A 20,858-nucleotide genomic window follows, 5' to 3' on the forward strand; every position below is an offset into this window, starting at 1 on the left:
ATCGATGCTTTGGGGTCAGGTCCGGCGCCGGCCAGCCTCGGCGAGCCAGCCGAAAACCTGGAAAACGAAGGGCTTACGTTCGAGATTGAACGTACGCACCTGCGCCGCGGCAATGTCGATCTTCTCCCATACCTCGGAAAGCGGTGCAAGGCGGCGGGCCCCCCCGCCGGCCTCGGCCTTGACGGTCGCGTGGATATGATCCGTCACCGCGCGCAGGAAGAGGTCGAACATGGCGTCGTCGCGTCGCGCCAGCTTGTCGCCGAGGCCGTGCAGGGCCTGCGGATCGGTCGCCGGCAGCCGCAGCAGTTCGGCGTCGACGGCGGCGGCGAACGAGGCCTGGCCGCCCTCCGCGATCTCGAGCGCGCGCCGGAGGCTGCCCTCGGCGCGGCGGGCGACCTCGCGGGTCTCGTCGGCCGGGATCTTGACCTCGTCGAAGCTGCCGAGCCCCTGGACGATCTCGTCCTCGCTGAGCGGCGCCAGCGTCAAGGTGCGGCAGCGCGAGCGGATGGTCGGCAGGAGGCGCCCGGGCATATGGGCGAGAATCAGGAACAGCGACCGGGCCGGCGGCTCCTCCAGCAGCTTCAGCAGGGCGTTGGCGCTCGACCGGTTCAATTCGTCGGCGGCGTCGACCAGGCAGATGCGCCAGCCGCCCTCGCCCGCCGTCGAGCCGAAGAAGCGGATGATGTCGCGCATGGCATTGATCGAGATGTCCTGCGGGATCTTGTCCTTGCCGGCCTCGGCGATGCGGCGGAGCGCCAGCAGATCCGGATGGGCGCCGGAAACGATCCGGCGCGCCACGGGATGGTCGGGCGAGACCGCGAGATCGTCGACCGCCGGCCCCAGCATGCGCGGGTCCGGATTGGCCAGGATGAAGCGGGCGAAACGATAGGCGAGCGTCGCCTTGCCGATGCCCTGCGGCCCGCCGATCAGCCAGGCGTGGTGCATGCGCTTGCCGCGATAGGCATCCAGCAGGCCGAGCTCGGCCTGACGGTGACCGATCAGCAGGCTGCGTTCGCGCGGATGCGGCGCGCCATCCAGGCGATCGGCGGCATTTTCCTCGATCATGACGCCACCAGCCGGGCCGGCAGGTCGAAGCGGGCCAGGACCAGGTCGCGGATCTCGGCGGCGACCGTGTCGGGATCCCGGGTCGCGTCGACCAGGCGGCAGCGCTCGGGTTCGGCCTGAACCAGCGCCTTGAAGCCCTGACGCAATTTGGTGTGGAAGGCGACGCCCTCGCGCTCGAAGCGGTCGAGCGCGCCTTGCTGGCGGCTGGCGACCCGGGCGAGCCCGACCTTGGGGGGCAGATCGAGCACCAGGGTCAGGTCCGGCCGGTCGGTGCCGACGGTCAGGTGCTCGAGCGCCAGAATGAAGGCCGGATCGACCTTGCCGGCCAGGCCCTGATAGACCCGGGTCGAATCGGCGAAACGGTCGCAGATCACCCAGTCGCCCCGCGTCAGCGCCGGCAGGATGGTCGAGGTCAGGTGGTCGCGCCGTGCCGCGCCGAACAGGATCGTCTCGGCTTCGGGCCCGAAGGGTTCGGCCGCGCCGCTCAGCAGGACGTGGCGGATGATCTCGGCGCCCGGCGAGCCGCCGGGCTCGCGCGTCAGCACGGAATGGATGCCGCGGCTCTCCAGGAATTCGGCCAGCCGGCGCGCCTGGGTCGACTTGCCGGCGCCCTCGCCGCCTTCGAACGTGATGAAACGGCCGCGGCGCGCCGGCTCCTTGGTCGGGTGCTTGTCGGTCACGGCCGGGCGATCCCCGAGCGCAGCCAGCCGGACGCCGCTTCCCAGGCGCCTTGCATGGCGCGCTGGGTCAGTGATCCCGTCCCGACGTCGGCGGCGGCATAGACCGGCACTTCGAGCGCCAGCTGGCTGCCGCGCAGGACCCTGAGCTTGCCGATTTCCGTGCCCTGGCGGACCGGCGCCTTGACCGGCCCCTGATAGACGATCTGTGCCGTCACGCGGTCGGACTGGCCGCGCGGCAGCAGCAGCCGCACCAGCTTGCCCGCGGTGACCGGGACGGTAGCGGCGGCTCCGCCGAAGACGCTGACCTCGCCAATGGTCTCGCTCTCGGCGAACAGGTCGCGCAGTTCGAACGAGCGAAAGCCCCAGTCGAGCAGTTTGCGGGCCTCGTTGGTGCGCTCCTGGAGCGAGCGGGCGCCCATCACGACGACGATCAGACGCTGGTTGTTCTGCACCGCCGAGCCGGCCAGGTTGAACCCGGCCTCCTCGATGTAGCCGGTCTTCAGGCCGTCGGCGCCGGAATAGGTGCCGAGCAGCGGGTTGCGATTCTGCTGGCGAATGTTGTTCCAGGTGAATTCGCGCTCGGAATAGATGGCATATTGCTCGGGGTAGGTCTTGATGATGTGCTCGGCGAGCCTGGCGATCTCGCGCGCGGTCATGCGCTGCTCGGCGTCAGGCAAGCCGGTGGCATTGCGGAACACCGAGCGGGGGAGGCCGAGATCGCGGGCGCGCTTGTTCATCAGTGTGACGAAATTGGCCTCGGTGCCGGAGATCGCCTCGGCCAGCGCGATCGAGGCGTCGTTGCCGGACTGAATAATCGCGCCGCGGATCAGGTCCTGGACCTTCACCCGTGAATTGACCGCGACATACATCGACGAGGTGCGCGACGGCGCGCCGCCACGCCGCCACGCATCGGTGCTGATGACCACCTCCTGGTCGAGCGGCAGGCGCCCCTGACGCATCTCCTCGAAGACGATCGCCATGGTCATCAGCTTGGCGAGGCTGGCCGGGGCCTGCAACTCGTCGGCCGCCTTCTCGAACAGCACCGACTCGGTGCCGACATCGACGAGAATCGCGTTGCGAACGGTGGTCTGGAAGGCATCCTGGGCGCGTGCCGCGGCCATGCCCAGGGCCAGGACGGCCAGCGCCACGGCCATTCGGCGCCATACCGGCCGCCGTTTCAGTCCGCCCTGCTCTGCCCGCGCCGTCCCTTGCATTCCCCATGCATGGGACGGGCGACGCGCGAAATCAAGCTGGCCGGTGGATGATCTCAGTAAAGTCCGCCAATGCCGAACGAGGCGCGCGCCGGGGTCCCCGGCATGGCCGCGATGGCGGGAGCCGGCGGCGGCGGCGGAGCGGCGAAGGCGGTGGTCGACGCGGTCGGGCCGGTCGACAGGCTGGCCGGCCGGCTAGCGGCCGCGGCAAGCGCCGGCGGCTGGGGATTGGCCATGGGCACGGGGGCGGCGACCGGAGCCGCGGAAACGGCCGGGGCAGCCGAAGCGGCCGAAATCGCGACCGGAGCGGCCTGCTGGGGCGCGGCGGAGGCAACCAGGGTGGTATTTCCGCCGGCCGACATTCCGAGATCGAACGGCCGTTCCGGCGGCAAGGGCATGCCTTCCGAAAGGGCGCTGGAGATGCCGCGGTTTTCCAGGACGGCCGGCTGGGCCGCTGGCTGCGGCACGAAGACCGGCGCGGCGGAGGCGACCATCACGCCGGCGCCGAGGCTGGCCGGCGCGGGCGCTGCCGTACCATCGGTGCGCAGGGTTGCCAGCAGCATGCGGTCGTCGGAACCTTCGAGCGGCGCGCGGCCGACATATTCGACCTTGACGCGGGCGACGCCGTGGCCGCGGAAGTCGAGCAGATGCGAGGCCCGGCTCGACAGGTCGACGACCCGGTTGGCGTGGAACGGGCCGCGGTCGTTGACGCGCACGATGATCGAATTGCCGTTGCGCAGATTGGTGACGCGGGCATAGCTCGGCATCGGCATGGTGCGATGCGCGGCCGACAGGCTGGTCATGTCATAGACTTCGCCATTGGCGGTCAGGCGGCCATGGAACTGGCGGCCGTACCAGGAGGCCATGCCGACTTCCGAATGGCCTTCGCGCTTTTCGTAAGGAGTATAGCGCCGGCCACCGACCATATAGGGCCGGCCGACGCGATAGACGCCGCCGCCACGCGGGACGGGCTGGCCCTCCTGGACGACGCGCGGGCTGGAACTGACGCCGTAGCGGGAATCGAAGGTATTGCCGCGGCCCTGCTGCTGGGCGAGCCGGTCCTGGGATGCACAGCCCGCGATGAACAGGCTGAAACCCGCGAGGGTTGCGTAACGAAGCGCCATCTTGCGATCGCAAGGGATGGCGCGCGACACGCCGGTCGTGGACATGAAAATCAAGCCGATAGCTCCGCGCCCGCATCCGGGCACTGACGGCCCGTTTCGCCGGATGTCATAGCCGACGTTAATAGACCTTACCATCTTCGGGTGAATTGCGACCAAAGCGTGGCGTCGCCGCGAATGCGGGGCCCTGATGGTTGATGAAAAGTTAATCGCCGGCCGCCGGTTTCGTGGCGTGCCGCAAGGGAATATTCAGCCTGTTGGCCAGGCCCTTTCCCAGGGGATCGGCGATCGCGTGGGGCGGCGCGGCGGTAAACAGGCCGGTCTTCAGGCCGGCCAGCGTGCGGACCATTTCGCGCCGCAGATAAGGCAAATATTTCATACGGTTGAAGGTCATGTCGCGGGTCCAGGCGAAGACCCTGGAATCGGACTGGAAGAACGGTGTCATCAAGGCGCTCGCCGCCTGATAGAAGCGGATCTGGCGGCGCCTGGTCCGCTCGTAAAGGGCGAGCGCGGCCGTCACATCGCGGGTCTCGGCGAGCGAGTCGGCGAGCGCCACAGCGTCCAGGAGGCCGTGGTTGGCGCCCTGCCCCAATTGTGGCGAAGTCGAATGCGCGGCATCGCCGATCAGCACCAGCCGGCCGTGATGGAATCGCCTGGCGGTGAAGTGCAGGTAACTTGCCAGCGTGAACTGATCCGGGCCGGACAGTGCCTCCATGACCGGGGCGAGTTCTGGCCAGAGCCGCGTCGCCTGTTGCCGCCATGCGGCGAAGCCGGCATGCCAGCTGGCATGTTCCGCCGGCTTCAGGCTCCAGAACAGCGCGGTGAGCGGCGGGCCTTCGCCGTCCAGCGTGCCGATCGGCAGGTAGCCGAGCATGATTCGGGCCGCGACGTAGCGCTGCGCCAGCCGGGCCGGCGCGATGCCGACATCCGGCACGGTCGCCCATACCGCGCCGTAGGGATAAGGCTTCGGCCGCGCGTCGCCGAGCCGGCCGCGCAGCCGCGACTGCGCGCCGGAGGCATCGATCACCAGGTCGAAGGGCCCGGCCTTTCGCCCCGCTGCATCGGCAAGCGACATCCGCCCCGCCGCGTGGTCGTCGACGCTCGTGACCGCGAAGCCGGTTTCGAGGCCGGCGCCGGAAGCGGCGAAGGCGTCCCAAAGCACCGCATGGAGCGCGCCGCGGTGAACCGCGACGGCATGCAGCGCAGGATCGAGATCGGCATAGGCCAGGTCGAAGATGATCGCGCCCCGGTCGGTCAGGCCGTGCAGCCGCTCGATTCGGGCGCCGCGCCGCTCGATTTCGGTCCGAAGACCGAGCCGTTCGAGGGCGGCCAGACCGGTCGGCTGCAGCATCAGGCCGGAGCCGACCGGTCGCGAGGCGTCGAAGCGCTCGAACACGGTCACGCGATGGCCGGCGCGGTCGAGCAGGGTCGCCGCCGCGAGGCCGGCGACGCCGGCGCCGACAATGGCGATCGTCATGGGGGTGGCATTCATGCGCGGGCGTTCCGGGAGGCCATGGTTCCGGGATTGGGGGGAAGGATGGTCGCCGGTCCGGCTATCCGGCCCGGCTCCTGCGCAGCAGATACAGGTCCATGATCCAGCCCCGCTCGCGGCGCGCCGCCTGGCGTTTTTCGGCAATGTCGCCGGCGACGTCGGCCAGGCGGCCGGAGACCAGGATCTCCTCGGGGGTGCCGAGATAGGCGCCCCAATAGACCTCCAGGTCCTGGTCGGCGATCGCCTTCAGCGCCGAGCCGTCGTCGAGGAAGACCACCGAACTGCCCGACGCCTCGGGCAATTCGCCCGATATGCGCCGTCCGGTGGTGAAATGGATCGGCTCGCCGATGCGGTTGAGCGGCATCTTGTGGGCGGCGGCCAGCGCCTGCGGGCTGCTGATGCCCGGGATCACCTCGCAGTCGAATTCGACCACGCCATTGGCCAGCACCTGGGCGAGGATCCGGAGCGTGCTGTCATAAAGCGAGGGGTCGCCCCAGACCAGGAAGGCACCACATTCGCCGTCCTGCAATTCGTCGCCGATCAGCTTTTCGTAGAGCCCGGCGCGGTCGTGATGCCAGCGGTCGACCGCCGAGAGATAATCCCGGTCGGCGCGGTCGCGCGGCGGATTGACCGCCTTGACCACCCGGTAATCGCTGTTGGTGATATAGCGCGCGCAGATCTCCTCGCGCAGCCGGACCAGGTCGTCGGCCGCCTCGCCCTTGTCGAGCACGAAGAACACCTTGGCCTGGTTGAGCGCCTTGATCGCCTGAACGGTGACATGTTCGGGATTGCCGGCGCCGATGCCGATGACCAGGATCTTCTTTTTCATTCGATCAATCTCTTGAGGCCGCCCGCGGGATCTCGCATTGGCCACACCTGTCACCATAGTCAAACCGCGCGCGGCGCACGAGCCGTGCTACGGGCATAGCGCTTCTGGATGGGCTGATCGGCAGCGGAAGGAAGCTATGCGTCATCCCCGGCCGAGCCAGAGCAGAAGCCCTTGCTCCCGCGGCGGCGAGGGGAACGGGATCCAGAGGCCGACAGGCCGGGGCTTTCCGTAGCATATTCAAAGCACTACGAAGCGTCGACGGCGGCGTCCTGCAACTCCTGGACCCCCTTCCCCTCGCTTCGCCCGGCCGGGGCGACGTCAGAGTTTCCGGCCCAAGCCCACACAGGCATTCGCCGGATGGATCCTGTCGCGTGGGGCCGTTCGAGAGACGAGATATCCTGGCTTGCGCGCATGGTCTCGGCCGTTCCGGGGAGTCGGATGCTCCAGACATCGTGCTATGGGATGCACCTTCATTGCCCGCGACCGACAGGACAGGAATGCGCATTGATCTGGCAGGCTGGACCCGCGAGGCGACGCTCGGCGATCACAGGGCCTTCCTGTCGCTGTTCGAGCGCGCCGACCGGCTCGGTTTCGACGGCGTCTGGTTCGCCGAGTTCCATTTCCGCGCCGGCCTGCCCTATCCGTCGACCCTGCTGCTGGCCGCGGCGATCTTCGCCCGGACCGAACGGCTGCGCGTCGGTTCGTCGATCCTGGTCCTGCCGCTACACCACCCGCTGATGCTGGCCGAACAGATCGCCCAGCTCGATTTCCAGAGCGGCGGCCGGCTCGATGTCGGCATCGGCCGGGGCACCGATCCCGAGACCTTCACGGCGCTTGGCATTGATCGCGACAGCGCGCGCGAGCGTTTCGAGCAAGGCTTCGCCATTCTGCGCCGGGCACTGGCCGATCGGAGCACGAGTGCCGCCGCCGGGCCCTGGCGTTTCACCGATGTGGCGGTCGGTCCCGATACGGTGCAGCGGCCGCACCCGCCCTTTTACGTCGCGGGGTCGACCCCCGAGACGCTGGCCTTCGCGGCCGAGCAGACCCTGCCGCTCTTGCTCAGCCTGGAGCCGCCGGAGGCGCGCCAGCTCGGCATCTACCGGGACATCCTGGCCCGCACCGGCCGGCCCAGCGCCCTGGCCGGCTCGTCGCTGTCCCGCTACGTCTGTATCGGTGCGACAGAGGCCGCCGCCATGGCCCGGGTCGACGAACTGCTGCCGCGGCTTTATCGGCGCCGGCTGGGTTTTGCCGCCGCGCGCGGCGTGCCGCCCGACCAGGTGCCGCCGCTCGATCGCGATCAGGTGCTGCGCGACCAGGTCATCTACGGCGACCCGGAAACCTGCCATGCCGCGATCGTCAGGCTCGGCGCGACGACCGGGATCGGTCAATTGCGCTGCGTCTTCAACGGCAATGGCGTGCTGGACAACGACACTGCATTGGCCGGCATGGAATTGTTCGCGGCCGAGGTGCTGCCGGCTTTGCGGCGCGACACGGCCGCACATAAGGCCCAGCAGGGTCTCACCGAGGCTAGTCTCGCCGATTAGTCCCGAGGCACAGCGATTGTGACTGAGCGATTTCAGCGAAATTCGTGGATGGCCGGGACAAGCCCGGCCAGGACGAGAATTGTCTTTGGAGCGATGGGCGCTGGATCGACCGGGCGCAGAATTCGCATCGTGGCCCAGCGCACCACAAGATCAACACGTGGCCCAGCGCACCACAAGATCAACACATCGTCTTGCCCGGGCTTGTCCCGGGCATCCACGACTTCAGCCCAGGTGTGGCAGAAGCTTTGCTGGCCTTATGCGGTCGAAAGGCCATAGTCACCGAGCAACGGTACTAGCCGACAGCGCGGCTTCGAGCCGGGACCACCCGGCCTCGTCCGCCGGCAGGCCGAAACGCAGCCGGTTCGGTTGGTCCTGGAAGCGCCTGGCATAGATGCCGTTGCGGCCGAGCCGATCGAACAGGGCGGCGGCCTCGCCGGTTTCGACGAGGCGAAACAGGCTGGTGCCGCCGACGACCGTGCCGACCCGCGCCAGCAGCCGGTCGAGCCTGATGGTATCGGCAGCCCTGTCCCGGCCGGCCGCCTCCAGCCAGCCGCGATCGCCCAGCGCCCGGGCGCCGACATGCAGCGCCGGTCCCGGCACCGCCCAGGGACCGAGCCGTTCCGCCAGTCGGGCCGTGAGATCGCCTCGGCCCACCGCGAAGCCTAGCCTCAGCCCGGCCAGGCCATAGGTCTTGCCGAAGGAGCGCAGCACCAGCGTCGATGGCGGCAGGGCCGGAATGAGGCTTGTGCCGGCCTCGAAATCGGCGAAGGCCTCGTCGACGACAAGCAGGCCGCCGCGCGCCGCCAGCCGACCGGCGAAATCCCGCAGGCGCGCCGGCTCGACGATTCGCCCGTCGGGATTGTTCGGATTGACCAGCACGACCACCCGGGCGTCGCCGGTCTCGGCCAGGCCCGCAGCTTCCGCGACCGGGTGCCCGGCCTTCCGCCAGGTGCGGGCGTGCTCGCCATAGGTCGGGCCGACCACCGCCACGCGATCGTCCATGCCGGCGAGCGCAGGCAACAATTCGATCAGGATCTGTGTTCCCGGCGCCGCGACGATGCCGGCCTCGTCCGGTACGCCATAGGCCGTACGCGCGGCGGCCAGCAGCGCCGCCTCGTTCCCCCGGTCAGGCAGCCGTTGCCAGGCGCTGGCGGGAAGAACGGGCAATGGGTATGGGATGGGATTGATCCCGGTCGAGAGATCGATCCAGGGCTCCGGAGCATCGGGGAAAAGCCGCCTCGCCGCGTCCAGGTCGCCGCCGTGCCAGATCGCCGAAACCGCAGTCATGCTCGCCTTCTCGCCCTTGATCCTGCTGTGCCTCGCCCTCGTGATCGAGGCCGCGCTCGGCTATCCCGCCCCGGTCTATACGGCGATCGGCCATCCCGTCACCTGGATCGGTCGTCTGATCGGCGCGCTCGATCAGCGGCTGAACAGGGACGGTGAGACCTTCGAACAGCGCCGCCGCGCCGGCGTCCTGGCGCTGCTCCTGTTGCTCGCCGCGACGCTTGCGGCCGCCGCGGCCATCACCTTCGCCTGCCGCCTGCTTGGCCTCTGGGGCGTGATTCCCCTGGCGCTTTGCGCCTCCAGCCTGATCGCCCAGCGCAGTCTTTTCGAGCATGTCGAGCGCGTGGCGGCGGCGCTGGAGAAAGGCGGGCTCGGCGCCGGGCGGACCGCCGTCTCGATGATCGTCGGGCGCAATCCCGAAAGTCTCGATGAAGCGGGGGTGTCGCGCGCCGCGATCGAGAGCCTGGCCGAGAATTTTTCCGACGGCGTCACCGCGCCGGCCTTCTGGCTGGGGCTCGCCGGCCTGCCGGGAGCCGTCCTCTACAAGGCGATCAACACCGCCGATTCGATGATCGGCCATCGCACGCCGCGCCATGAGGCCTTCGGCTGGGCCGCGGCGCGGCTCGACGACCTGGTCAATCTCCCCGCCTCCCGGCTGACCGCGCTGCTCATCATCGTCGCGGCGGCCCTCGACGATCGCGCCGCCGCCGCCAGGGCTTTCGCCGCGGTCCGGCGCGACGCCGGCCACCATCGCTCGCCCAATGCCGGCTGGCCGGAGGCGGCCATGGCCGGAGCCCTCGGCCTGAGGCTCGCGGGGCCACGCATCTATGGAACGGTCAAGGTCGAGGACCGCTGGATGGGCAATGGCCGGGCGGAGGCAACGGCGGCCGATATCCGCGCCGCGCTGCGGCTGTACAGGCGGGCTTGCGGCTTGCTGTGGGGACTGGCCGTGATGGGCGGGCTGATCGTCGTCAGCCTGTGAGAGTTAGGCCGACAGGCTCGCACTACGCATTCCGCCTGCACTGTACGTCACCCCCGGCCGAGGCGAAGCCCAGGGGAAGGGGGTGACGTAGAGAATGACGATGCCGGATGGCCCGCTTCGGCTCTCGGCGATCACGTCGTGCGACTTGTAGGAACCCCCTTCATCACCACCCACCAGTCTCACCTCCCCGCCTCCCCCGCGATCGCCCAGAGCCGCTCGATGTCGAGATGGGCTTCCAGATGGGCGGCGAAGCGGTCGAGGATGTCGTCGACCAGGGCTTCATAGGCGAGATTGCTGGTGGGGGCGCCGAGCTGGTTGAGCCAGGCGCGACGCTGGGCGTCGTCGGCGAAAAGTCCGTGGATATAGGTGCCGACCACCCTGCCGTCGGCCGACACCGCGCCGTCCAGGCGGCCATCGGTGAGACGGGCGAAGGCGCGCTGCCTGTCGGGGCCCTCGGTCACCCCGAGGTGCATTTCGTAGCCGCTCAGTGGCGCCTCGGGCGTCAGGCTGGTGCCGGTCACCGGGCTCAGGTTCTTGTCCGGGGTCAGCACGGTCTCGACGTCGAGCAGGCCGAGACCGGCGACCTGGCGCGCCGGACCCTCGATGCCGTCGGGGTCGGCGATGGCGCGGCCGAGCATCTGATAGCCGCCGCAAATGCCGAGCACGCGACCGCCACGCCGGACGTGGGCGGCGAGGTCGATGTCCCAGCCCTGCGCGCGCAGGAACAGCAGGTCGTCAATGGTGGTCTTGGAGCCAGGCAAGAGCACCAGCGCGGCCTCGGCCGGGATCGGCATGCCCGGTTCGACCAGGTGAACCTCGACGCCCGGCTCTGTGCGCAGGGGATCGAGATCGTCGAAATTGGCAATGCGTGGCATGACCGGCACGGCGATCATCGTCCGGCCTCTCCCCGCGTCGTCGGCCTGACGCCGCAGCCCCAGGATGTCCTCGGCCGGAAGCAGCCCGGCTTCGGCGAAATGCGGCACGAGGCCGAGCGCCGGCCAGCCGGTGCGCTCGGCAATGATGGCCATGCCGTCGGCGAACAGGCTCGGGTCACCACGAAAGCGGTTGACCACGAAGCCGCGGATCATCGCGGCATCCTCGGGCGCGATCACGACCCGCGTGCCAACAAGGCTCGCGATCACGCCGCCCCGGTCGATATCGCCGACCAGCACGACCGGCGTGTTGGTGGCGCGGGCAAAGCCCATATTGGCGATGTCGCCCGGGCGCAGATTGACCTCGGAAGCCGAGCCGGCACCCTCGACCAGCACCAGGTCCGCTTCGTCGGAGAGATGCTTGAAGGAGCCGAGCACCGCCTCCATCAGGCGCGGTTTCCAGGTCTGGAACGCGCGCGCCTTGGCGGTGCCGACCCGCCTGCCCTGAACGATGATCTGCGAGCCGACCTCGCTTTGCGGCTTCAGCAGGACCGGGTTCATGTGAACGCTCGGCGCAACGAGGGCGGCGCGCGCCTGCAGAGCCTGGGCGCGACCGATCTCGCCGCCATCGGAGGTGACCGCCGCATTGTTCGACATGTTCTGCGGCTTGAACGGGCGCACCTTCAGGCCGCGCCGGGCGAACAGCCGCGCCAGCCCGGCGACGACGAGCGATTTGCCGACATTCGAGCCGGTGCCCTGGATCATCAAGGCGCGGGTCATGGCAGGCCTGCCGGATCTTGCGTGCGGGCTGTCATCGGACCTTCAGTCCCATTTCGGCCAGGAGATCGCCGGCCTGGCCGCGCGAGATGGTCGCGCCCTTGAACTTGCGCGCGTCGTCGAGGCGCAGGCCGCCGAGGTCGGCGCCGCGCAGGTCCGCGCCCTCGAACCGGGCATCGGCGAGATTGGCCTCGCGCAGGCTGGATTCGGCGAAGACGGCGTCGCGGAAATCGCATTTGGTGAGGTCGGCAAGGCTGAGATCGACCTTGGAAAGCCAGGCCTTGCGGAACGAAAAACCCGACAGCCGTGCCGCCGACAGGGTTGTTTCACCGATGCTGGTTCCCGTCGATTTCACATGGCTGAAATCGGCGCCGGTCAGCTTGCAGCCGGTGAAGGCCGCCTGCGAGAGCGATGCGCCGGCGAAGATCGCATTGTTGAAATCGCTCGACTGGAACACCGCCTCGGTGAGTCTGGCGCCGGTGAAATTGGCGAAGGCCCCCTTGCACCCGACGAAGGCCGCGGTTTCGAGCGTCGCGCCGGTCAGGTTGGTCCGCTTGAGAACGCTCGCCTCGAAGCGCCACTCCGTCATGTCGAGATCGGACAGGTCGACGCCTTCGAGATCGCAATGGGCCAGGATCACCGGCCGGCCGGCCGAAACAAATGCCGCCAATTCCGCGCGTGACGGCGAGCTGCCTTCGATGCGGGTGGGTGCGGGGCTCTCAGGGGAAGCACGGGCCATGGGGGCGGCCAACCTCATTCAGTTGAAGCGCGACGACAGGGGGCGTTCGATGTCATGGCGGCTAATGTTTCGTCGCAGCGATCATGACTCTTTGACCGGATGGATCAGGCGACATTTTTCTCAGGATTTGCGATCGTGAAGGGCCGAATTCGTGGATGGCCGGGACAAGCCCGGCCAAGACGGAGAGAGCGCGACGATGACGACTTGGCATCGCTTTCCTATGTTCGCACCGCTTCGTCTGGCCCGGGCGTGACCCGGGCATCCACCCATTCATCTGCTTGCGGCAATCAAGCCATCATAATCACCGCCACGGAACGCTAGAACTCGATTCCCGCCTGGGCCTTCACGCCTTGGGCGAAATGATGCTTCACCAGGGTCATTTCGGTGACCAGGTCGGCGGCTTCGATCAGCTCCGGCTTGGCGTTGCGGCCGGTGACCACGACATGCAGGCCGGGCCGACGGCCGGTCAGCGTCTCGACCACGTCGGCGAGCGGCAGATAGTTGTAGCGCAAGGCGATATTGAGCTCGTCCAGCACCACCAGCCCAATGGTCTCGTCGGCCATCAACTCGCGGGCCTTGGCGAAGGCGCGTTCGGCGGCGGCGATGTCGCGGGCCTTGTCCTGGGTTTCCCAGGTGAAGCCTTCGCCCATGCTGTGCCAGGCGATCCGGTCGCCGAACACGGAAAGCGCTTCCCGTTCGCCGGTCGACCAGGCACCCTTGATGAACTGCACGACGCCGACCCGCCAGCCATGGCCGAGCGCGCGCAGGATCAGCCCGAAGGCGGCCGTCGACTTGCCCTTGCCGGGGCCAGTATTGACGATCAGCAGGCCCTTTTCGAGGGTCTTGGAGGCAACCTCGGCATCCTGCACCGCCTTGCGCTTGGCCATTTTGGCGCGATGGCGCTCGGCCTCCGCGGTTTCATCAGACATGCTCGGCCTCATTTCACGATCATCGGCAATCCCGCCACCATGAAGACCACATGGCTCGCGTCATCGGCAAGTTCCTGGTGCAGCCGCCCGGCCTCGTCGCGAAACCGGCGGGCCAGCGTATTGTCGGGCACGATGCCGAGCCCGACCTCGTTGGACACCAGCACCAGCGGGCCCTTTGCCTGCCGGCAGGCTTCGGCGAGGGCGGCACGCGCGGCGGCGATATCGGCTTCGGCCAGCATGAGATTGGTCAGCCAGAGCGTCAGGCAATCGACCAGGATGGGCATGCCGGCGGGCGCCCCGGCGATGGCGCCGACGAGATCGAGGGGCGCGTCGACGGTCTGCCAGCCGTCGCCGCGGCGGGCGCGATGCTCGGCGATGCGCGCGCGCATCTCGTCGTCATAGGCTTGCGCCGTCGCGACATAGCGCCAGGGCGCCGGCTGCGCCTCGATCAGGCCTTCGGCGTAGCGGCTCTTGCCGGAACGCGCGCCGCCCAGCACCAGGGTCACGGATCGGGTCGGGCTCGGCATAAGGACCTATGGGCTCGCCTGGGGAGTCGGGGGCCGCATCCATTGCAAATCGGCGGGCGCGCCGGTAGTGCTAAATCCCGACGGTGCCTCTCAGACGAGGTGAAAAGGGAACGTGGTGCGACGCCACGGCTGCCCCCGCAACTGTAAACGGCGAACCGAAGCCACAAGCCACTGGGCGCAAGATCCCGGGAAGGCGGCCGAAAGTTTGGACCCGTGAGCCAGGAGACCTGCCGTCACCAGTGCTTCTCATGGGCCCATCGAGCGGGGTGTTTCGATGGCAACCGGTCCGGGCGTTCCGCGCCCGGCTTCGTCCTTGGGAGCGTTTCCGGCGTGAGCCGGCTGCCAGACGGAGTATGCCGTGACCAGATCCCGAAAACCCCTTGCCGCTCGTCCCCCGTTGCCGCTCCGGCCACCGGGCGCCTGAACCGCGCGACCGCCGGATGCCGAACCGCGGGATCGTTTGCGCGCCCGCTTATTCCTTAAAGCCTGCCTGATCACGGACCCATCATGACCCAGCCGAACCCGACCTCCCTGGCCAAAATCCCCTGCACCATCGTCACCGGCTTTCTCGGCGCCGGAAAGACCACGCTGGTGCGCCATCTCCTGGAAAACAATGGCGGCCGCCGGCTCGCCGTCCTGGTCAACGAATTCGGCGATATCGGCTTCGACGGCTCGTTCATCGAGGGCTGCGGCATCAGCGGCTGCACGGCGGAAGACATTGTCGAGCTGCCGAACGGCTGCATCTGCTGCACGGTCGCCGACGATTTCATTCCGGCGCTGGAAAAACTGCTGAACCGGGCCTCGCCGCCCGACCATATCCTGATCGAGACCTCCGGCCTCGCTTTGCCGAAGCCGCTGGTCAATGCCTTCAATTGGCCGGCGATCCGCAACCGCGTCACGGTCGACGGCGTGATCGCCGTGGTCGATGGTCCAGCCGTTGCCGACGGCACCTTTGCCGACGACTCGGAGGCGCTGGCCGCCCAGCGCACGCAAGATGGCGCGGTCGATCACGACAATCCGCTGGAAGAGGTGTTCGAGGACCAGATCCTCTGCGCCGACCTGATCCTGCTCAACAAGAGCGACGCCATCGACCAGGCGACCCGCGACCGGGTCAAGGCCGAGATCCAGGCGCATCTGCCGAAGGCGATCAAGATCGTCGAGACCGCCCATGGCAAGGTCGAGCCGGCCCTGGTGGTCGGGCTCGGCGCCGCCGCCGAAACCGACCTTGCCGGCCGGCCCTCGCATCACGAGACCGAGGAGGACCACGACCACGACGATTTCGAGAGCCATTCCTTCGCGATCGAAGCCGTCGGGGCGCCCGAGATCCTCGCCGCCCGGGTCACCAAGGCGGCGGAAGCCGCCGGCGTCCTGCGCCTGAAGGGCTTCGCCTCGGTCGGTGACAAGCCGATGCGGCTGGTTGTCCAGGGTGTCGGCCGCCGCATCGCCCATCACTACGACCGGGCCTGGACGGCGGGCGAAAGCCGCCAGGGCCGGATCGTGGCGATCGGGCTGAAGGGCTTCGACCGCGCCGCGGTCGAAGCCGCGCTCAACGGCTGAACCCGTACGCGGACCGGCCATGCACATCCTGCCCGCCACCACCGTGACGCTTGACGAGGCCGACCGCGCTGTCGACCTCGGCCAGCCGCCCGGTGACCTGGTGGTGCTCAGCTTCGCCGACAGCGACCTGACGGCGCTGTCGGCGGCGGCAGGCGCGATGCCCGATCTGGCCGTCAGGCTCGCGAGCCTGCGCCAGCTGAGGCATCCGCTGTCGGTCGATCTCTATGTCGAGAAGACCGTCATCGGCTCGCGCTTCGTCCTGGTGCGCCTGCTCGGCGGGCTCGACTACTGGCGATACGGGCTCGACCAGTTGCATGCCGCCTGCCGGGCGGCGGGCATTCCGCTGGCGGTGCTGCCGGGCGACGATCGCGGCGACGAACGCCTGGCCGCCTACAACACCGTCGATGCCACGGCCGCCGGCGACCTCATCCGTTATTTCCAGGCTGGCGGCGGCGCCGACAACATGCGCCGGCTGCTCGGCCGGATCGCCTCCTGTCTCGATCCGCGGGTCGCCGCCGAACCGGCCGTGCCCCTGCCCGCCTTGTTCGCCTGGTCGGCCGCCAAGGGGCCGGAGGCCTGGTCCGCGGCGCTTGCCGCCTGCCCGGCTGACCGGCCTTTCGCCCTGGTGCTGGTCTATCGCTCCAGCGTGACGTCGGGTGATACCGACATCGCGGCGGCGCTCCGCGACGCCTTGAACGCGCGTGGCCTGGCGGCCCTGGTGATCGCGCTGACCAGCCTGAAGGATGCTCCGGCGACCGCCGCGCTCGAAATGCTGATCGCGGCCCGCAAGCCGGCGGTCATCGTCGCCACGACCGCCTTTTCCGCCCGTGACGGCGACGGTTTCGTGCTCGACGGCGCGGATTGCCCGGTCTTGCAAGCCATGCCGGTCGGCAATCCGCGCGAGGCCTGGCTTGCCTCGCCGCGCGGGCTTTCGGCCGTTGACCTCGCCATGCAGGTCGCCTTGCCGGAATTCGACGGCCGGCTCGCCGGTGCCGCGGTCGGCTTCAAGCAGGAGTTCACGGATGCCGCCACCGGCCTCGTCAGCCGCCGGCTGGTTCCGGACGAGGACGGCGTCGCGGCGCTGGCCGATCTGGCGCGGGCCTGGGTGACGCTCGGCCAGAAGCCGGCCGCCGAGCGGCGGCTCGCCCTGGTGCTCTCCGACTATCCGGCGCGCGGCGGCCGGGCGGGCTTCGCCGTCGGCCTCGATACGCCTGAGAGTGTCGCGGTCATTCACGGCCTGCTGGCGGATGCCGGCTACACCGTCGGCGATTGTCCGGCGCCAGCGGCCTTGATGCCTTTGCTGGTCGATGGCGAGGCCGGGTTCGGCGTGCCGCTCGACACCTACGAGGCTTTCGTCGCAGCCCTGCCCGAGGTGGCCCGCGAGGCGCTGTTCGCGGCGCATGGCGCACCGCAGGACGATCCGAGCTTCCAGGATGGCGCTTTTCGGTTCCGGGCCCGCGTGCTGGGCCATTTGCATCTTGCCCTGCAGCCGGCGCGCGACGCCGGACCCGACCGCAAGCTTGCCTATCACGACCCCGACCGGCCTCCCGGCCACGGTTATCTCGCCTTCTATTGTGGCTTGCGGCTTGGTGAGCGCATCGACGCGCTGATCCATCTCGGCACGCACGGCACCACCGAATGGCTGCCGGGCAAGGCGGTGGCGCTGTCGGGCGCCTGCTGGCCGAAGATCGCCATGGGCGCCCTGCCGGTCATCTATCCCTATGTGGTCGATGATCCCGGCGAGGCCGCGCCGGCCAAGCGCCGGCTCGGGGCCGTCACGCTCGGCCATCTGCCGCCCGAGCTCGCGGCGAGCGACCTGCATGGCGAGACCGCGCTGCTGCGCGATCTCGTCGAGGAATATAGCGCGGCCCAGGTGATGGACCCGCGCCGCGCCGATCTGGTCGCCACCGAAATCCGCCAGCGCGCCGAAAGCTCGGGCCTCGCCAGCGCCTGCGGCGTCACGTCGGAGCAGGACATGAGCACGGCTCTGACCGCGCTCGATGCCCATCTCTGCGATCTCGCCGAGACCAGTTTCCGCGACGGCCTGCATGTCTTCGGGCAAGCGGCGCATGACCCGGCTTCGTCGGCGAATGAGCGGCGAAACCTGATCCGGGCGCTCGACGGCCGTTTCGTGACGCCGGGGCCGGCCGGCTCGCCGCATCGCGGCCGGCCGGATGTCCTGCCGACCGGCCGCAATCTCGCCACCCTTGATCCCCGCTCCATTCCGACCCGCGCGGCGACCCAGCTCGGCGCCCGCGCGGCGCGCGCCGTGCTCGACCGGCACCTGCAGGACGAAGGCGACTGGCCGCGGCGGGTGGTGATGGATCTCTGGGCCTCGCCGACCTTGCGCTCGGGCGGCGAGGATATTGCCCATGCCCTGGCATTGATGGGGGTCGAGCCGGTCTGGCATCCCACCTCCACCCGCGTCACCGGCTTCTCGATCCTGCCGCTCGCCCGGCTCGACCATGTCAGGGTCGACGTCACCTTGCGCATATCCGGGGCGTTTCGCGACACATTTCCCGAACAGATCACGCTGCTGGATGCCGCCGCGCGCGCCGTCGCCGAGCTCGACGAGGACGACGCCTGGAACGAGCCGGCGGCGGCAAGGCGGCGCGGCGAAAGCCGGGCGCGGGTGTTCGGCGCGCCGCCCGGCCGCTTCGGCGCCGGCGCCGGCGCCCTGGCGCTCGACGGCGACTGGAAGGATCTGGCTGAACTCGGCCGGGCCTATCTTGCCGCGACCAGCCATGCCTTTGGCGGTCCCGAGGCCGAGGGCGTCGCGGACGCAAGTTTCGCCGGCCGGGTGGCCGGTGCGGAAGCCTTCATTCATGTCAGCGATGTCGCCGGCCGCGATATCCTGGAGGCGTCCAGTGCCGCCGACGGCATTGGCGGCTTTGCCGCCGCGGCCGAGAGCCTCGGCGGCAAGGCCCGCGCCTATAGTCTCGACACCTCGATATCAGACAATCCCAGGGTTCGGACGCTCGCCGAAGACCTGTCGCGCATCGTCCATGGCCGGCTCATCCATCCGCGCTGGATCGACGGGCAGCTCGCCCATGGCTGGCGGGGCGCGGCCGAACTGGCCGAGGCCGTCGACAGCCTGTTCGTTTATGCCGCGACCACCCGGGCCGTGCCGGACGCCATGTTCGACGCGGTGTTCCAGGCCTATCTCGGCGACGAGGCGGTGGCGGCGCGGTTGAAACAGGCCAATGCCGGCGCTCACCAGGCGATCGCCGAGCGCTTCGCCGATGCGCGGCGGCGCGGGCTCTGGACGACCCGGCTGAACTCGGCCGCGGCCCTGCTCGATCTCGCCACCCGCGAGGCCGTGCGATGAGCGAGGCCGTGCGCTCCGCGCTGCGCCGCGGCTGGTGCCCGGGCGCGCTCCGCCCCATGGCGACCGGCGACGGCCTGCTGGTCAGGGTGCATCCATCAGGCGGCCGGCTGAGCGCCAGGGACTTGCGGCTGCTCGCGCGGCTTGGCCGCGACACCGGCAACGGCCTCGTCGACCTGACCGGCCGGGGCAATCTGCAGATCCGCGGTGTCAACGCGACAAGCCATTCCGACCTGGTGGCGGGCCTGATCGATGGCGGCCTGGTCGATCCCGACGAAGATGTCGGGCCCTATCGCCTGACCGTCGTTTCGCCTCTGGCCGGCCGCGACCCGACCGATTTCATCGACGCCGCCGCGTTCGCGGCGACGATCGAAGCGCTCAGGCGGTCCATCCAGGGTTTGCCGGCCAAGACCGGCATCGTCGTCGATGGTGGCGGCGCCTTGCCACTCGACGCACAGGCGGCCGACCTGTGCCTTCGGGCGGTGTCGCCGGACACGGCCCTGGTCGGTCTGCCGGATGGCAGCTGGCTCGGTCCGGCACGCCTCGGCATCGTGCATGGCCTGGTGGCTGCCTTGCTGCGCCGGCTGGCCGAACGCCACCAAGGGCAGCCGACGCTGGTCCGGCGCCTGCGGGATCTGCCCCGGACCGAACTTCTGGCGCTCGCCGCCACTGCCGGTCTCGACGAAACAGCGGCGCCGCCCCGGCGCGCTCCGCCGCCGCTGGCGGGCCTGTTTCAGGAGCGGAACGGCACCCATGCGATTCTGCTCGGCGCACCCTTCGGCCGGTGCACGGCAGCGCAACTCGACCGGCTCGCCGATATCGCCGAAGCGGCTGGCGCCGCCGATATCACGCTTTCGCCCTGGCGCGGGCTCGCCCTGACCGGACTCACCACGCCGGAGCCGGTGCTGTCAGGCATTGCCGGGCTTGGGCTGATCATCGAGCCCGAGGATCCGCGCCTGGCGGTTCGCGCCTGCCCGGGAGCGCCGGCCTGCAGCCGTGGCGAGGTGCCCGCGCAAGACGATGCCGCTATATTCGCCGTTGCCGCGGCGCGCCGGCTCGCCGGCGGCATGACGCTGCATGTCTCGGGCTGCGCCAAGGGCTGTGCCCAGCCGGGGATTGCCGACGTGACGCTGGTCGGGCATGACGGCGCCTATCACATCGTCCTCGACGGGACCGCCGCCGGTTCATCCCGCGCCCGGCGCAGCGCCGTCGACCTCGCCGCCGATCTCGCCTCAGACGGCGACATCAGGCGTCATTTTCAGGGAGTTTCGTCATCGTGACGACCGCCGAGGCGGCAAGCCGCCAGTCCTATATTCGCGACGGCGCCGAGATCTATGCGCGCTCCTTCGCGATGATCCGCGCCGAGGCGAACCTTGCGGGCCTCGCGCCGGTGGCCGAGCGCGTGGTGGTGCGCATGATCCATGCCTGCGGCATGACCGATCTGCCGCGCGACGTCGAAATGTCCGCCGATTTCGCCGAAAAGGCCGAAGCCGCGCTGCGCGCCGGCGCGCCGATCCTGTGCGACGCCAAGATGGTCGCTTTCGGCGTCACCCGCAGCCGCCTGCCGGCGCATAACGCGGTCATCTGCACGCTCGACGACCCCCGTGTCGTCGACATGGCGCGCGAGGCCGGCACGACCCGTTCCGCCGCGGCCATGGAGCTCTGGCGCGAGCAGCTCGCCGGCAGCGTCGTGGTCATCGGCAATGCCCCGACCTCGCTGTTCCGGCTGCTCGAAATGTTCGACGCCGGTGCGCCCTTGCCGGCGGCGGTGATCGGCATTCCCGTCGGTTTCGTCGGCGCTGCCGAATCCAAGGCCGCGCTGGCCGCCGATGGCCGTGTGCCCTTCGTGGTGGTGCATGGCCGGCGCGGCGGCTCGGCCATGGCGGCGGCCGCCGTCAACGCGCTGGCGAGCGAACGGGAGTGA

The 20,858-nt window shown here is 69.4% G+C and carries 17 protein-coding genes and 1 riboswitch; of the genes, 6 read left to right on the forward strand and 11 right to left on the reverse strand.

Annotated features, from left to right (window positions below; translation table 11 throughout):
- Nucleotides 1–15: 15 nt before the first annotated feature.
- From AC07WJ_RS17810 to cobF, 6 genes are all read right to left on the reverse strand, one after another.
- Entirely contained in the window at nt 16–1,065 is a 1,050-nt protein-coding gene (locus AC07WJ_RS17810; RefSeq protein WP_494935957.1) for a DNA polymerase III subunit delta', read from the reverse strand.
- Entirely contained in the window at nt 1,062–1,745 is a 684-nt protein-coding gene (tmk, locus tag AC07WJ_RS17815) for a dTMP kinase (RefSeq protein WP_494935958.1), read from the reverse strand. The genes AC07WJ_RS17810 and tmk overlap by 4 nt, the downstream gene beginning before the upstream one ends.
- The gene (locus tag AC07WJ_RS17820) at nt 1,742–2,899 is read right to left on the reverse strand and encodes a D-alanyl-D-alanine carboxypeptidase family protein (RefSeq protein WP_494935959.1); all 1,158 of its coding nucleotides are present in this window, start codon (nt 2,897–2,899) and stop codon (nt 1,742–1,744) included. The genes tmk and AC07WJ_RS17820 overlap by 4 nt, the downstream gene beginning before the upstream one ends.
- Nucleotides 2,900–3,012: 113 nt before the next feature.
- Nucleotides 3,013–4,125 (reverse strand): septal ring lytic transglycosylase RlpA family protein, encoded by a 1,113-nt coding sequence (locus tag AC07WJ_RS17825; protein WP_494936248.1) that lies wholly within the window; start codon nt 4,123–4,125, stop codon nt 3,013–3,015.
- A gap of 157 nt (nt 4,126–4,282) precedes the next feature.
- Nucleotides 4,283–5,569 carry an FAD-dependent oxidoreductase gene (locus AC07WJ_RS17830; RefSeq protein ID WP_494935960.1) on the reverse strand — a complete coding sequence of 429 codons (1,287 nt, stop codon included), beginning with the start codon at nt 5,567–5,569 and terminating at the stop codon, nt 4,283–4,285.
- Nucleotides 5,570–5,630: 61 nt separating this feature from the next.
- Nucleotides 5,631–6,398 carry a precorrin-6A synthase (deacetylating) gene (cobF, locus tag AC07WJ_RS17835; protein WP_494935961.1) on the reverse strand — a complete coding sequence of 256 codons (768 nt, stop codon included), beginning with the start codon at nt 6,396–6,398 and terminating at the stop codon, nt 5,631–5,633.
- 497 nt (nt 6,399–6,895) lie between these two features.
- Here cobF and AC07WJ_RS17840 point away from each other — a divergent pair, with 497 nt between their 5' ends.
- Nucleotides 6,896–7,942, forward strand: coding sequence for an LLM class flavin-dependent oxidoreductase (locus AC07WJ_RS17840; RefSeq protein ID WP_494935962.1), 1,047 nt, complete (start codon nt 6,896–6,898; stop codon nt 7,940–7,942).
- A gap of 276 nt (nt 7,943–8,218) precedes the next feature.
- Here AC07WJ_RS17840 and cobD read toward each other — a convergent pair whose 3' ends face one another.
- Nucleotides 8,219–9,229, reverse strand: coding sequence for a threonine-phosphate decarboxylase CobD (gene cobD / locus AC07WJ_RS17845; protein ID WP_494935963.1), 1,011 nt, complete (start codon nt 9,227–9,229; stop codon nt 8,219–8,221).
- Here cobD and cbiB point away from each other — a divergent pair.
- Nucleotides 9,228–10,208, forward strand: coding sequence for an adenosylcobinamide-phosphate synthase CbiB (cbiB, locus tag AC07WJ_RS17850; RefSeq protein WP_494935964.1), 981 nt, complete (start codon nt 9,228–9,230; stop codon nt 10,206–10,208). The two genes, cobD and cbiB, sit on opposite strands and share 2 nt — an antisense overlap.
- Before the next feature lie 179 nt (nt 10,209–10,387).
- On the opposite strand, the gene AC07WJ_RS17855 is transcribed toward cbiB, so the two are convergent.
- From AC07WJ_RS17855 to cobU, 4 genes are all read right to left on the reverse strand, one after another.
- Nucleotides 10,388–11,860 carry a cobyric acid synthase gene (locus AC07WJ_RS17855; protein WP_494935965.1) on the reverse strand — a complete coding sequence of 491 codons (1,473 nt, stop codon included), beginning with the start codon at nt 11,858–11,860 and terminating at the stop codon, nt 10,388–10,390.
- A 31-nt stretch (nt 11,861–11,891) separates the two neighbouring features.
- Nucleotides 11,892–12,596, reverse strand: coding sequence for a pentapeptide repeat-containing protein (locus AC07WJ_RS17860; RefSeq protein ID WP_494935966.1), 705 nt, complete (start codon nt 12,594–12,596; stop codon nt 11,892–11,894).
- A gap of 317 nt (nt 12,597–12,913) precedes the next feature.
- A complete protein-coding gene (gene cobO, locus AC07WJ_RS17865; protein ID WP_494935967.1) occupies nt 12,914–13,525 on the reverse strand; it encodes a cob(I)yrinic acid a,c-diamide adenosyltransferase in 612 nt (203 codons plus the stop codon).
- A gap of 8 nt (nt 13,526–13,533) precedes the next feature.
- Complete coding sequence (gene cobU, locus AC07WJ_RS17870; RefSeq protein WP_494935968.1) at nt 13,534–14,052, reverse strand: bifunctional adenosylcobinamide kinase/adenosylcobinamide-phosphate guanylyltransferase; 519 nt, start codon at nt 14,050–14,052, stop codon at nt 13,534–13,536.
- 64 nt (nt 14,053–14,116) lie between these two features.
- Nucleotides 14,117–14,301, forward strand: a riboswitch (cobalamin riboswitch).
- Nucleotides 14,302–14,559: 258 nt separating this feature from the next.
- Here cobU and cobW point away from each other — a divergent pair.
- The 4 genes from cobW to AC07WJ_RS17890 are packed head-to-tail and all read left to right on the forward strand — an operon-like array spanning nt 14,560 to nt 20,858.
- Nucleotides 14,560–15,609 carry a cobalamin biosynthesis protein CobW gene (gene cobW, locus AC07WJ_RS17875; protein WP_494935969.1) on the forward strand — a complete coding sequence of 350 codons (1,050 nt, stop codon included), beginning with the start codon at nt 14,560–14,562 and terminating at the stop codon, nt 15,607–15,609.
- 19 nt (nt 15,610–15,628) lie between these two features.
- Nucleotides 15,629–18,937 carry a cobaltochelatase subunit CobN gene (cobN, locus tag AC07WJ_RS17880; RefSeq protein WP_494935970.1) on the forward strand — a complete coding sequence of 1,103 codons (3,309 nt, stop codon included), beginning with the start codon at nt 15,629–15,631 and terminating at the stop codon, nt 18,935–18,937.
- Nucleotides 18,934–20,214 (forward strand): precorrin-3B synthase, encoded by a 1,281-nt coding sequence (gene cobG, locus AC07WJ_RS17885; protein ID WP_494935971.1) that lies wholly within the window; start codon nt 18,934–18,936, stop codon nt 20,212–20,214. The genes cobN and cobG overlap by 4 nt, the downstream gene beginning before the upstream one ends.
- Nucleotides 20,211–20,858, forward strand: coding sequence for a precorrin-8X methylmutase (locus tag AC07WJ_RS17890; RefSeq protein ID WP_494935972.1), 648 nt, complete (start codon nt 20,211–20,213; stop codon nt 20,856–20,858). The genes cobG and AC07WJ_RS17890 overlap by 4 nt, the downstream gene beginning before the upstream one ends.

It is taken from the genome of Phreatobacter sp. GW821-FHT04C01 (genome assembly GCF_059420385.1).